The sequence below is a fragment of the Pyruvatibacter mobilis genome (assembly GCF_012848855.1).
Lineage (GTDB): Bacteria > Pseudomonadota > Alphaproteobacteria > CGMCC-115125 > CGMCC-115125 > Pyruvatibacter > Pyruvatibacter mobilis.
This window is the reverse complement of sequence record NZ_CP051630.1, coordinates 1,662,230-1,676,084: the sequence shown is the minus strand read 5'-3', so window position 1 is coordinate 1,676,084 and position 13,855 is coordinate 1,662,230. Positions and strand designations below refer to the sequence as shown.

Sequence of the window (13,855 nt, the reverse complement as noted above, 5' to 3'; positions counted from 1 at the left end):
GGGACCCATGGGACAGGGTGGACTGACGGTACCCCCATGGGCTGGCCTGCATTCTGCGGCCAATGGCGGCGTGGGGAAGGGCGAACGGGAGCCCTAGCGGCCCAGCGTGCGGATTGTCTGCGGCGTGTAACGGCGTTCCTCAAGGTGGTCCGCATAGAAATTGACCGGCTCTTCCTCGTTGATCAGCCCCACGGCGATGTAGCGCCCATTGGTGAAATCATAGGCAGCACCCATGCTCGAGCCGCACACCGGCACCTCGTAGAAGGTCACCGGATATTGCTCCTGCACGCGCCACAGTTCCCCGCGTGCGTCATAGAGCTCGGCCGAAACGATGCCCCAGCTGTCCTCGTCCTGATAGAAGACGCGCCGCGAATAGACATGCCGCGTGGACGGCTTGAGATTGGCCTCAAGCTGCCAGACCCGGTGCAGCTCGTAACGCACATGATCCGTATTCAGATGACGCGGACGGATGACGTCATCATAGGTCAGCTTGTCTGAATACAGCTCGTAATTGTTGTAGGGAATGTAGGCTTCCTGCCTGCCCTTGAGCGTCCAGGTGTAGCGGTCCGGCGCGCCGTTGAAGCCGCCGAAGGAATCCGACGTGGTGGCGCCGTCGGAATTCGTGCCCGGATTGTCATAGGCAATGTTCGGTGCCCGGCGCACGCGCCGCGTGCCGGGCGAATACTGCCAGGCCTTGCGCGGGTCGGAGAGGCGGTTGAGCGTCTCATGCACCAGGATCACATTGCCCGACACGCGCGTCGGTTCCAGCGTGTGCAGGATGTAGAGCGCCATGATGTTGTCGAGTTCGGCCGCTGTCTTGATGGCCGGATCATTCCACCGGATGATCGCGTCATCACGCGCGGAATATTTGGTGTAGTCGCCCGATGCCGTGGGGATCACCGCTGCGAACTGACGCTGCAGCTTGTGATTGCCGAAGCCCAGCAAATGGTTCCACAGCACTTCGTAGCCGGAATTGGGAACGGGGAACGGCTTGCCCATGATGGCCTGGTCCACCCCGTTGCCCTCATCGGTGATGATGCCCGTCAGCGCGTTCTTGCGGTTCGCCTCATAGACGAAGTCCGGCTGCGCGCAGCTGCGGTGCGACGGATAGACATTCATCTTGAAGGTGTCGCCGTAGTTCTCCAGCAGCGCCTTCTGCGCGCCGGTCAGACGGTCCGCATACTGGCCCATATTGTCGCGCGTGATGGTGAAGAGCGACTGGTCCGCCGAGTAGGGATTGGGGTGGTGCATGCCCCGCTGATAGCCGAGCCCCGCGGGCGGCGACTGCAATCCGCCCGTCCAGGCGGGGATCGTCCCGTCTTCATTGCCGGCCCGCTCCGAGCCGAGCGGCGTCAGGTCCGTGTCCAGACGTGCAGCCATGTCGGCAGGCACGGCGGCCTGCGCTGCGCCGGCGGCCAGAAGGGGAAGGGTGGAATAAGCCAGCGCGGCCAGAGCGCGCCGAAGACCGGAACTCACCAAGACATCAACTCCCTGCAATACGGGGCATCGGGCCGCGCCCGGCCCTTGCCTCACTCTTGTTGCGAGGGATCGTAAGGCAGACTTACCAAATCCGTCCAGTGAAGATTTGGTTAGGTTTCAAGCCAGTTGATGTGGCCTGATCAGCCGGATCAGGCTGCGTCGCTTTCCTGCGCGGTGTCGTCGGCGGAGGCGTCGGATGATGTTGCCTGACCATCGGTCTGGGCATCCGCGGGCTTCGCCTGGCTGCGGCGGATGGGGCGGAGAATGAAGGCAGGGACGTGGTCGCCCATGCCAATCACCCGGTCGTTGTCACCGCCATTGCGGCCCCCGTCGCGGCCCTTGTTGCGGCCGCCACGGCCACGGCCGCGCTTCTCACCCGACTTGCCGTCACCCGGCTTGCCATCGCCGGCCTTGCTCTCGGACTTGTCCTGGCGGGCAGGGCGGCTGTCGGATGTATCGTCTTCGGCGTCCGCGGCGACGGCATCCTGACCGGCATCGTCTGCCTCGGCATCCATCTCCGCGTCATCGCTCTTGCGGCTGCGGCCACGGCCCCGGCCGCCACGGCGGCGGCGGCGGCGCTTCGGCTGCTCATCGTCGGAGCCGTCCTCGGTTCCGGCGTCAGATGCCTTGGTTTCGGTGGCGTCAGTGGCTTCGGAAACTTCCGTGGCGTCAGCAGCCTCGCCATCTGCCGTGGCTGCAGCGGTGTCGTCTGTTTCGGTGGCGTCTGCCTCGTCGGCAGCCTTGGCCGGCTTGGCGGCATCATCCGCATCCGGCTTGGTGTCACCGTCCAGCGTGGCGCGCTCGATCTTCATGTCGATGAGCTTTTCCACCGCGTCCAGATACTTGCCGTCATCCGGCGTTGCCAGGGTGAAGGAGAAGCCCTTGCGGCCCGCGCGGCCGGTGCGGCCGATACGGTGCACATAGTCTTCGGCATGGGTCGGCACGTCGTAATTGAATACGTGGCTGACTTCGGGAATGTCGAGGCCGCGGGCGGCCACGTCGCTGGCCACCAGCACCTTCAGCTCGCCATCCTTGAACGCGCCAAGCGTCCGCGTACGGACGGACTGGTCGAGATCACCATGGATGGGGGAGGCGTCGATGCCGCTCTTCTTCAGGGCCTTGGCCACGCTGTCCACATCGCGCTTGCGGTTGCAGAACACGATGGCGTTCTGGATGTCTTCGCGGCGGATCAGCTCGGTCAGCGTCTTGCGCTTCTCACGGCTGCCGCAGGTCATCAGCCGCTGGGTGATGTTGGCATTGGTGGTCGAGGCGCGGGCCACTTCGATGCGGGCCGGGGCCTGCATGAAATTGTTGGCCAGGTTCTCGATTTCCGGCGGCATGGTGGCCGAGAACAGCATCGTCTGCCGGGTGAACGGGATCAGCTTGCAGATGCGCTCGATGTCCGGGATGAAGCCCATGTCCAGCATGCGGTCGGCTTCGTCGATCACCAGCGTCTGCACGCCCGTGAGCATCAGCTTGCCGCGCTCGACGTGGTCAAGCAGGCGGCCCGGCGTGGCGATCAGCACATCGACGCCGCGGTCGATCTTCTTGTCCTGGTCGCCGAAGGAGACGCCGCCGATCAGGAGCGCCATGGAGAGCTTGTGATACTTGCCGTATTTCTCGAAATTGTCCGCCACCTGAGCGGCCAGTTCGCGCGTCGGCTCAAGAATGAGAGAGCGCGGCATGCGGGCCTTGGCGCGGCCCTTGGACAGGCGCTCGATCATCGGCAGGGTGAAGGAGGCAGTCTTGCCGGTGCCCGTCTGGGCGATGCCAAGCACGTCGCGGTCAGCAAGCGCCTTGGGGATGGCCTGCGCCTGGATGGGCGTGGGCTCGGAATAGCCAGCTTCGTTGATGGCTTTCATCAGGTCGGCGTTAAGGCCGAAATCGTCAAAGGTCATGAAGTCTCGTTTTTTAAAGGACGGTCGGTTCGCAAATGGCGAAGCCGCTGGCGTCGGTCAGAGGTCCGGAGGGATGGCCGGGGCCCATTCCCCGGGACAGACCGCCGGACGGTCCAAATCAGCGCCGCGCTTCGGTTGCGGCGCGCGAACACAGGTCACCGGACCCAATCCGATACCTGAGAAACAGAAGCCGGCGCGCGAGAGGCCTCATGCCCCACCGACTGTCCGGGCGCGGGGCCAAGTTGCGGCGGCCGCAGCCAGACAGGCTTCTATTTGCGCTGCAACATAAGAAAAAGCGCTTGAAAGTCAACGAAGTGCAGCCCTGCGCAGGGGCATGGCAACGCGCTCTCACGCCGTTTTCGGCGCAATCCGGCGGGATTGTCGCAAAAAAAGCACATGGCTCGTGGGGGATTCCGGGCCGGCGCAGCGGCGCGTCCGGCTGCCTAGATGTCCAGATCGGTCGCGAAGGCGGCGTTTTCCTGGATGAAGCGGAATCGCAGTTCGGGCTTGGTGCCCATCAGTTCGCTCACCCGCTTCCTCGTCTCGTCCTGGTCCTCGTCCGGCACCATGATCTGCATCAGCGTCCGGTGACCGGGGCGCATGGTGGTCTCCTTGAGCTGCGCCGGCAGCATCTCGCCCAGACCCTTGAAGCGGCTGATCTCGACCTTGCGGGTGCCCTTGAAGTCGCTCTCCATCAGCGCGTCCTTATGGGCATCATCCACCGCATACATGGTCTTGCCCCCCTGGGCGAGACGGTAGAGCGGCGGCACCGCGAGATAGAGATGGCCGTTGCGGATCAGCTCCGGCATCTCCTGGTAGAAGAAAGTGATGAGCAGCGTTGCGATGTGAGCGCCGTCCACGTCGGCGTCGGTCATGATGATGACCTTCTCATACCGCAGGTCCTCGTCGCGGTAGCGCGTGCCCGTCTGCACGCCCAGCGCCAGGATGAGATCGGAGATCTGCTGGTTCTGCGCCTGCTTGGCGCTGGTGGCGCTGGCCACGTTGAGGATCTTGCCGCGCAGGGGCAGCACGGCCTGCGTCTTGCGGTCCCGCGCCTGCTTGGCGGAGCCACCGGCCGAGTCGCCCTCCACGATGAACAGCTCGGAACCCGAAGCGCTTGAATTGGTGCAGTCGGCCAGCTTGCCCGGAAGCCGCAGCTTGCGCGTCGCAGCCTTGCGGCTCACTTCCTTTTCCTGGCGGCGGCGCAACCGCTCATCCGCCCGGTCGATCACCCATTCAAGCAGCCGGTTGGCCTGCTGCGGCTTGGATGCAAGCCAGGTGTCGAAATGGTCGCGCAAGGTGGATTCCACCAGCTTCTGCGCCGACGGAGAGGAGAGCTTCTCTTTCGTCTGGCCGACGAACTCCGGTTCGCGGATGAACACGGACAGCATGATGCAGGCGGTGCCCATCACATCTTCGGCGGTAATCGAGGCGGCCTTCTTGACGTTGGTGAGTTCGCCATAGGCCTTGAGCGACTTCGACAGCGCCGCCCGCAGGCCCGCCTCATGGGTGCCGCCCTCGGGCGTCGGGATCGTGTTGCAGTAGGAATTGCAGAACCCGTCCGCATTGCCGAGCCAGGCGATCGCCCACTCCACCGTGCCGGCCGAGCCCTTGGCCTTCAGCTTGCCGGAGAAGGTCTCCGCCGTAACGGTCTCCTTGCCGTCGATCGTGGTGGCGAGATAGTCCGCAAGCCCGCCGGGGAAGTGCAGCACATCTTCCGCCGGGACAGTGCCGTTGCCGTCCAGCAGTTCAGGCGCGCATTTCCATTCGATCTTCACGCCGCCGAACAGGTAGGCCTTCGACCGCGCCATGCGGTAGAGCCGCGCCGGCTTGAAGGTCGCCCCCTTGCCGAAAATCTCCGCGTCCGGATGAAAAGTCACCGTCGTGCCGCGCCGGTTGGGTGCCTTGCCGACGGTTTCAAGCTTGCTTACCGGGTGACCGCGCTCGAAGCGCTGGCGATAGAGCTGCTTGTCGCGCGCGACTTCCACTTCCAGGAACTCCGACAGCGCGTTCACCACTGACACGCCAACGCCGTGCAGGCCGCCGGAAGTCTCATACACCTTGTCGGAGAACTTGCCGCCCGCATGCAGCGTGGTGAGGATTACTTCAAGGGCGGACTTGTCCTTGAACTTGGGGTGCGGGTCCACGGGAATGCCGCGCCCATTGTCCGACACCGACAGCGACCCGTCGGCTGCAAGCGATACCTCGATGCGCGTGGCGTGACCCGCCACGGCCTCGTCCATGGAGTTGTCCAGCACTTCGGCAAACAGATGGTGCAGGGCGCGGTCATCCGTGCCGCCGATATACATGCCCGGTCGCCGCCGCACCGGCTCCAGCCCTTCCAGCACCTCGATGTCGCTGGCCGAATAGCCGCTGCCATCTTTCGGCGCCGCCGCACCCGATGACTTTGCCGCGCTCTTGCGCGCGGGCTTCACAGCGCCCCTGGCGGCTGCCGGTTTCGGGGCGGAAGCCCCGCTGAACAGGTCGGGCGTGTCGGAGGAGGAGGTCTTGGTGGCGCGGGCCATGGAAATCCGGAACAGCTAGGGAACGAAGCGGGCAGCCTTGTTAGGCCACATCGCCCCGCGACGGAAGATGGACGTCGGGATGAAGTGTCTGATTCGCACCAAGTTTACACGCCGGAACGGCAAAATTGCGCCCCGCCGCGACAGCCGCCCGCTGCGGCCGCTTCCGCCATTGGGCAAAGCGCCTTGAATGTGCGGCTGACTGTGGTTAGCTGAATTGAACGGCAGTCATTTCCGACGGCCTGACTCATTCGTTTTTGCATGCTGGCAAAGAGGGGGCTTGCCACGGGCCTCCCGTCTGCGCCGGAATTCGCAGTCCACTCAGGAGGCCGACGCAGCCATGTCCGACACCACCATCAATTCGCCGCTGACCCTGCCATGCGGCGCCACCCTCAAGAACCGCATCGCCAAGGGCGCGATGACCGAGGGGCTGGCTGACCCGCAAAACCGCGCCACCGCGCGCCATGTGCGCCTGTATGAGCGCTGGGCGGATGGCGGCAGCGGCATGCTGCTCACCGGCAATGTGCAGGTGGACCGCCGCTACCTTGAGCGGCCGGGCAATGTGGTGATCGAAGGTCCCCAGTCCAACGAGCAGCGGGCCGCCCTTGCCGCCTATGCCGAGGCGGGCACCCGCAACGGCACCCATCTATGGATGCAATTGTCCCATGCCGGCCGCCAGACCCCGGCAGCCGTCACCCAGGAGCCGGTGGCCCCCTCCGCCATCGAGGTGGAAATGCCGGGCGGCCAGTTCGGCAAGCCCCGCGCGCTGACCGGTGACGAGATCGAGGACATCATCCAGCGCTTCGCCCATGCCGCCGGCATCGCCCGCGAAACCGGCTTCACCGGCGTGCAGATCCACGGCGCCCATGGCTACCTGATTTCGGAATTCCTCAATCCGCGCGTCAACCAGCGCACCGATGAATGGGGCGGCAGCCTCGAGAACCGCGCCCGCCTGCTGATGGAAACCGTCAAGGCCGTGCGCGCCAGGGTGGGGGCTGATTTCCCCATCTCGGTGAAGCTCAACTCATCCGACTTCCAGAAGGGCGGCTTCAGCCACCAGGATTCGATCCAGGTCGCCAAATGGCTCGACGATGCGGGCCTCGACCTGCTGGAGGTTTCCGGCGGCAATTACGAGCAGCCGGTGATGATGGACACCGAGGGCTTTGAGCCCGTCTACGAGGAAAAGGTCCGCTCCTCCACCCGCAAGCGTGAGGCTTACTTCCTTGAATATGCCAGCGACATCTCCAAGGCCGTCGGCAAGACGCCGCTGATGGTCACCGGCGGCTTCCGCACGATCGCTGCCATGAACGAGGCGCTGGCCTCCGGCGATACGGATGTGGTCGGCATCGCCCGCCCGCTCTGCGTCGATGCGGCCCTGCCCAACAAGCTGCTGGACGGGTCCGTCAGCGAAGTGCGCAAATGGGAAAAGGAACTGCGCCTCGGCCCGACGCGCATCTTCGGCCCCAACAGCCCCATCGACCTCATTCGCGGCCTCAATGCCTGGGGTGTGCAGGGCTGGTACTGCCTGCAGATCATGCGCATGGGCGACGGCCAGAACCCGGACACCCGCATGAGTGTGTTCAAGGCCCTGCGCAGCTACATGTCCAACGAGCAGAAAGCCGCAAAGGCTATGGCAAAGGCCGCCTGACCGCACCGGCTTCCAGCCACACGGAAACGACCAAACACAAACGGGAACATACAAAAAGCGACGGCCCCGCCTTGGTGGATGCAGCGCATCTCGCGGGGCCGTCTTTTTTCGGGAGTTTCAGCTCCCCGCCCTCAGCCTATGGGCCGGGCTTCTTTGGGTGTGGATCAACAGGGGCCGGTGCAGGGCGTCCGTCCGGGCCGCAACCGCGATGCGGGTGATGCATCGCCGGGGCGAGGGGCCGGTGGTTTACGCTGCGCATCAGGGGGGCGCCTTTCAGTCCATCCGGCTGCAGGCAATCGCGTCTCGGGCGGGCCTGCCAAACTGCACTTTGATCCTGTCTTTCCGTCTTCCAGTCCTGCGGGTGAAATCCCCCGCGCGGATTTTATGTATCCCCGGCACGGTGCCGGAGAGGTGAGGGTCTGCCGTATGCCGGCGGGTCCCGTGATGCGGAGGTGCCTCCTTGATCAGCCGATCGTGGTTCGCTGATCGTGGCGAGGCGATGGAGGGACGTCCCGGAACCTGGCCCGCCAGGGGCTGGATCGATCGTCCGGGATGACATCCGGAGGCGGGTGCTCCTCTCAAGGTAATCCGCCTGCGGATTATGTCTTTCTGCCGGTCTTTGCGGAAGCGGATGCCGCCACGCCTTCAGCGCTGTCTTGTGCATGGGTTAGCGATAAGTCGCGAGAGCGCACGTGGTAACGCACCGTTTCCTTGAGGGTCGTCAGAAAGTCCGTCCGGGTCATGCAGTGTTGCACTGCATGAAAGGCCCTGGGTCATGCGTCGGGTAGCTCTGCAAAGGGCCTTTGCCGCATCTTTTTCGAGACAAGCCGTCTCAGGCCGTAGTGCCCTGCGTCGGTGGGGTCATCTTCCAAACCTCCCTTTGTTATGGTCAAAGCTTGAATCTCTTTGCAGTGCAGCATCAAGCACAATCGAGTCAGCTTTGCTGACCAATAGATGTGCCAGAAACTCCGTAAACGGAAGATAACCCTAACCGCCCTGCGCCGCTGCGGGCGAAAGGTCCCGGTAGACATCCTCAACAGCGGGGATGACTGACACGAGGTCAAAATAGGGATGCGCGAAAATTTCGCTGTCGCGCAGATGGTCCATCAGCCGGCGATGGTCATCAAGGCGCGGTGTCTCCACCACCAGCACATCGCTGCACTGGGCGGTGAAGGCCTCCGCATCGAAATAGCGCACGGTCATGCCGTCAAAGCGCCGGGCAAAGGCGGCCCGGCCGATCGCCGCCCGCTCCGCATGGCTGAGCTTCAGCCACGCGGTCCGCGCCCGCAGCAGGATGAAGATCGTATAGACGTCGCCCATGGCACGGCCCTCCTACAGCGTGACGGCGGAGTGCGCCGGCCACCGGTCCGCCCAGGGCAAGGCGTCTTCAAGCGCATAGGCCATTTCCAGCAGCGTGTCCTCGCGGCCCATGGCGGCGGAAAACTGGATCCCGATCGGCAGCCCGCCGGTGCTTTGATAGAGCGGCACCGACATGGCCGGAGTCCCGGCAGCATTCTGCCAGGGCGTATAGGCGGCAAAGGTCATCACCCGCTCATGCAGAACATCGAAGGCAACCGTCGGCGCCATGTGGCCGATGGCAGGCGCGGGCTCGCTCTGGGCCGGGGTCAGAAGCAGGTCATAATCCTCGAAGAACCCGGCCATGGCCTCGGCCACATGGCGGAAATTCTCGAACGCGGCCGCAGCCCCCGCCTCGCCGCGCGGGCCGTATTCGGCTGCCAGACCCAGCGTCCAGGGTTCCAGCACCGTCGACAGGTCTGCGTCAGGGCCCAGCGCCGCCCGTGCCCTGGCCGCAATCGCCGCAGCCCCCAGCCCCCACAGGGTCAGGAAGTGATCCACGAAGGCCGGGCCGTCAAACGGCCAGGCCACCTCCTCCACCTCATGCCCCATCGCACGGCACAGCTCAGCCGTCGCCATCACAGCGTCCGCGGTGTCGGTATCCGGCAGGCTGCCCGTATAGCTTGCCACGGTGACGCCGATGCGCAGCTTGCGCGTGCCCGGCGCGGTGATGAGGGGCAGGGGGGTGAGCGGTGCGTCCGGCCCGCGCTGCTGCGTCTGGTGCAGGAACGCTGCGCTGTCGCGCACGGACCGCGAGAAACAGTTCTCCACGCCGATGGGGCTCGGCTCCCGGCGCGCCTCCACATTGCGTCCGCGGCTGGGCTTCAGCCCGAACACCCCGCAGCAGGCCGCCGGAAAGCGGATCGACCCGCCGCCATCACTCGCATGGGCAATGGGCACCATGCCGGAGGCGACCGCTGCCGCCGCGCCGCCGCTTGAGCCACCGGCAATGCGGTCCGTATCCCACGGGTTGCGGGTGGCCCCGGTCAGCAGCGGCTCCGTCGTCGGCAGAAGGCCGAACTCCGGCGTCGTGGTGGTGCCGAGCACCACCAGCCCGGCCTCCTTGACGCGGGCGCCGTAAGGGGACGCGAAGCTGCCCACATTCGACGCCATCAGCCGCGAGCCCGCCATATGCGGCAGCGGCGGAAACTCGATCAGGTCCTTGATGAGAAACGGCACACCGCTGAACACTCCGGCGGGCGGTCCGGAGCGGGCCAGGGCGCGCCCCGCCTCAAAGCCCTTGCTGGCAATCGCGTTTAGGGCCGGGTTCAGCGCCTCGATCCGGGCGATGGCAGCCTCCGCGAGATCGGACGCGGTCACGTCACCTGCGCGCACCAGCGCCGCCTGGGCGGTGGCATCAAGCCGGGCAAGATCCCGCGCTATGGCGGGCAGCTTTGCGCGCAGGGGTGTCGGCAGGGCGGCGAGGGCCGTGCCCGCCAGCGAAGTCTGGATGAAGGTGCGCCGGGATATGCCGGTTTCGGAGAGCGGTGCCATGTCATTTCCTCCCGCATGCTGGCCAGTGATCTGGTCCCGCAAAGCTAGGCATGGCAGCATGTTTGGAAAATACGGATAAAGCCGAAGATCATATTCGGATAATCAGAACAGGCCATGCATCCCAATTTTCTCGACCAGATCATCGTGTTCCAGGCGGTGGCGGAGCTCGGCAGCTACGCGGAGGCTGCCCGCAGGCTCAATCGCCAGGTCTCAGCCATCAGCTACGCCATCACCAATCTGGAGACCCATCTGGGCCTGACCCTGGTGGATCGCGGTGGCTACCGCGCCGGCCTGACGGAGGAGGGGCAGGCGCTGCTGGGCGAGGTGAGCGTGCTGCTGCGGCGCGTGGAGCGGCTGGAGGGCAAGGCCGCGGCCATGCGGGAGGCCAGCGAGACAACCCTGTCGCTGGCGGTGGAGCATTCCCTGCCGCCTGCGGTGTTGGCACACGGCCTTGCGCGGCTGGCTGACGCGCATCCCGAAGTGGCGGTCGATCTCAGCTACCTCACCGGCGGCGATGTCATTGCCCGGCTCACCGGCGGCGAGGTGCAGCTGGGCATCACTGCGCTGGAGCGCGGGCTGGCCTGGCAGGACCTCGATGGCCGGCAGGTGCTGGCGGAGGAAATGCCCGTGGTGATCGGCGCGCGCCACGCCCTTGCCGCCCGTAACGCGCCTGTGCCGCTCGAAACGCTGGAGCATCACCGGCAGATCTACCTGCCCTCGGGCCTTCCGCCCACGGATGAAAACACCCGCCCCGATTACCGGCAGCACAGGACCGATCTCTGGCATGTCAACGATCTCGCGACCCAGATCGCCCTGATCGCGGGCGGAGCCGGATGGGGGTTCGTCCCGGCAAGTGCCGCCGCCGAAGCCGTTGCGCAGGGACGGCTCGCCTATCTTGCCTGCGACGGCATCGCCCAGCTGCCCCTGCGCCGCTTCGCCGCTCTCTGGCGCACCCGAACGCCCCCGGGCCCGGCGGCCCGGTTCCTGATGCAAATGCTGGAAGCAGGTGGTAACGGCACCCTTGAAGCACCCTGACGCAAAGCTGCGCCCACGAAAAAGGCCGGGGACATGCCCCGGCCTTTTCCTTGTGTCTTGCGGCCGGCCGTTAGACCGAGAAGTACATGTCGTACTCGACCGGATGCGGGGTCATTTCGAAGCGCTCGACTTCTTCCCACTTCAGTTCGGCATAGGCGTCGATCTGCGCATCGGTGAACACGCCGCCCTTCTTCAGGAAGTCGCGGTCTTCGTCCAGCGCCACAAGCGCTTCGCGCAGCGAGCCGGCCACCGTCGGCACGTTGGCCAGTTCTTCCGGCGGCAGGGCGTAGAGATCCTTGTCCATCGGGTCGCCCGGATGGATCTTGTTCTCGATGCCGTCGAGGCCGGCCATCAGCATGGCGGTGAAGGCCAGATACGGGTTGGCGGTCGGATCCGGGAAGCGGATCTCGATGCGCTTTGCCTTCGGGCTTGTACCGTGCGGGATACGGCAGGAGGCCGAACGGTTGCGGGCCGAATAGGCCAGCAGCACCGGTGCCTCATAGCCCGGCACCAGACGCTTGTAGGAGTTGGTGGACGGGTTGGTGAAGGCGTTGATGGCCTTGGCATGCTTCAGAACACCGCCGATGTAGTACAGGCAGGTTTCCGACAGGTCCGCATAGCCCGACCCGGCGAACAGCGGGTTGCCGTCCTTCCAGATCGACTGGTGGCAGTGCATGCCCGTGCCGTTGTCGCCGAACACCGGCTTCGGCATGAAGGTGGCCGTCTTGCCGTAAGCGTGGGCCACGTTGTGCACCACATACTTGTAGATCTGCATCTTGTCGGCCACGCGGACGAGCGTGTCGAACTTGATGCCCAGCTCATGCTGCGCCGCCGCCACTTCGTGGTGGTGCTTCTCGGTGTCGACGTTCATTTCCTTGAGAACGGAAAGCATTTCCGAGCGCAGGTCCTGCGCGCTGTCGATCGGGTTCACCGGGAAGTAGCCGCCCTTGGTGCGCGGACGGTGACCGAGGTTGCCGATCTCGTATTCGGTGCTGGTGTTGGTCGGCAGCTCGACGGAGTCGACGCGGAAGCCCGTGTTGTACGGGTCTGCGGAGAACTGCACGTCGTCGAACACGAAGAACTCGGCTTCCGGGCCGAAGAACGCGGTGTCGCCGATGCCGGTCTGCTGCAGATAGGCCAGGGCCTTCTTGGCGGTCGTGCGCGGGTCGCGGTCATAGGCCTCGCCCGTGGACGGCTCCAGGATGTCGCACATGATGGCGAGCGTGGTCTGGGCGTAGAACGGGTCGATCACGGCGGTCTCGGGGTCCGGCATCAGAACCATGTCGGACTCGTTGATCGCCTTCCAGCCGGCGATGGAGGAACCGTCGAACATCGTGCCTTCGCTGAACAGTTCTTCGTCCACGAGGTCGATGTCGAAGGTGACGTGCTGCATCTTGCCACGCGGATCGGTGAAGCGGAGGTCGACGTACTTGACGTCCTTCTCCTTGATCATCGCCAAGATTGAAGCGGCATCGGACATAGGCGTCATTCCTTTCCTTGTGGTCTTAACGCTCAAGGGACCCTTGGGCCCCGTTTTCCTTTTGACGGATCGCAGGCAGCCGGGGGGCCGCATGCGGGTATCGAATTCTGTTGTCAGCCGGCGCGGCAGGCGCGCCGTGGCTTATTGGGCGCGCAAGGCGCTCCGGGGCGGCCGGTCAGACCGCGTCTTCGCCGGTCTCACCGGTACGGATTCGCACGACTTCTTCAACATTGGTGATGAAGATCTTGCCGTCGCCAATGCGTCCGGTGCGCGCAGCGTTCTGGATGGCTTCAAGCGCCGGCTCAACCCGGTCCTCGCTCAGCACCACCTCGATCTTCACCTTGGGCAGGAAGTCCACCACATATTCGGCACCGCGATAAAGCTCCGTGTGGCCCTTCTGACGGCCAAAGCCCTTGGCCTCGGTCACGGTGATGCCCTGCAGGCCAACCTCGTTGAGCGCTTCCTTCACTTCATCCAGCTTGAACGGCTTGATGATCGCTTCGATTTTTTTCATGCCCCTAAAGGTCTCCACACTGTCCTGCCGGTCATCCGCCCGGGATGGTCTGGCCCGCGAAGGGCCCGGGGATCGGGCAGCGGCACCGGCCGGATACCGCACATTCTGTTGCCCCGGCCATAGCACGCCTCATGCCAGTCCGAGACCCGTCTGAAAGCGCTTTGGATTCAAGCACTTCGTTAACCCGGCACCGAATTGCCCGGCCCAGCAGCACAGTCATTGCACAAAAAAGCGTCAGCAAGGTGAAAAAACAGGCAGCAATCATGCCTGTTGTTTGGTCAGTTTTATGCGCTCGGAAGAGCCGGGACCAGGCAAGAGGCGGGAATGGGTGGGGCAGGGTGGCGGAATTCAGGGGCGGGCCCGGGCCTGCGCCCGGAAATTGAGCACGGAACGGGACGTGCGGACCCTGCGCCAAAAAGGTAAACAGGA

Annotated in this window: 9 protein-coding genes; 2 read left to right on the top strand and 7 right to left on the bottom strand. The window is 64.8% G+C overall.

Annotated features, from left to right (window positions below; genetic code table 11):
- Window positions 1-93: 93 nt before the first annotated feature.
- The 3 genes from HG718_RS07910 to parE form a co-directional block, all read right to left on the bottom strand.
- The gene (locus tag HG718_RS07910; protein ID WP_160587529.1) at window positions 94-1,476 is read right to left on the bottom strand and encodes a DUF1329 domain-containing protein; all 1,383 of its coding nucleotides are present in this window, start codon (window positions 1,474-1,476) and stop codon (window positions 94-96) included.
- A 152-nt stretch (window positions 1,477-1,628) separates the two neighbouring features.
- Window positions 1,629-3,377 (bottom strand): DEAD/DEAH box helicase, encoded by a 1,749-nt coding sequence (locus HG718_RS07905; protein WP_160587530.1) that lies wholly within the window; start codon window positions 3,375-3,377, stop codon window positions 1,629-1,631.
- A 443-nt stretch (window positions 3,378-3,820) separates the two neighbouring features.
- A complete protein-coding gene (gene parE / locus HG718_RS07900) occupies window positions 3,821-5,902 on the bottom strand; it encodes a DNA topoisomerase IV subunit B (RefSeq protein WP_160587531.1) in 2,082 nt (693 codons plus the stop codon).
- Between the two features lie 337 nt (window positions 5,903-6,239).
- Between parE and HG718_RS07895 the strand changes: the two genes are divergently transcribed.
- Window positions 6,240-7,547 carry an NADH:flavin oxidoreductase/NADH oxidase family protein gene (locus HG718_RS07895; RefSeq protein ID WP_160587532.1) on the top strand — a complete coding sequence of 436 codons (1,308 nt, stop codon included), beginning with the start codon at window positions 6,240-6,242 and terminating at the stop codon, window positions 7,545-7,547.
- A 987-nt stretch (window positions 7,548-8,534) separates the two neighbouring features.
- Here HG718_RS07895 and HG718_RS07890 read toward each other — a convergent pair.
- The gene (locus HG718_RS07890) at window positions 8,535-8,867 is read right to left on the bottom strand and encodes a darcynin family protein (RefSeq protein WP_027843300.1); all 333 of its coding nucleotides are present in this window, start codon (window positions 8,865-8,867) and stop codon (window positions 8,535-8,537) included.
- A gap of 12 nt (window positions 8,868-8,879) precedes the next feature.
- Window positions 8,880-10,397 (bottom strand): amidase, encoded by a 1,518-nt coding sequence (locus tag HG718_RS07885; protein ID WP_160587613.1) that lies wholly within the window; start codon window positions 10,395-10,397, stop codon window positions 8,880-8,882.
- 114 nt (window positions 10,398-10,511) lie between these two features.
- Between HG718_RS07885 and HG718_RS07880 the strand changes: the two genes are divergently transcribed.
- On the top strand, window positions 10,512-11,432 hold the full coding sequence (locus tag HG718_RS07880) for a LysR family transcriptional regulator (RefSeq protein WP_160587533.1): 921 nt from the start codon (window positions 10,512-10,514) through the stop codon (window positions 11,430-11,432).
- A gap of 70 nt (window positions 11,433-11,502) precedes the next feature.
- Here the strand turns inward: HG718_RS07880 and glnA are convergent, their stop codons facing one another.
- A complete protein-coding gene (gene glnA / locus HG718_RS07875) occupies window positions 11,503-12,912 on the bottom strand; it encodes a type I glutamate--ammonia ligase (protein WP_027843297.1) in 1,410 nt (469 codons plus the stop codon).
- A gap of 175 nt (window positions 12,913-13,087) precedes the next feature.
- The gene (locus HG718_RS07870; RefSeq protein WP_027843296.1) at window positions 13,088-13,426 is read right to left on the bottom strand and encodes a P-II family nitrogen regulator; all 339 of its coding nucleotides are present in this window, start codon (window positions 13,424-13,426) and stop codon (window positions 13,088-13,090) included.
- Between the last annotated feature and the right edge of the window lie 429 nt (window positions 13,427-13,855).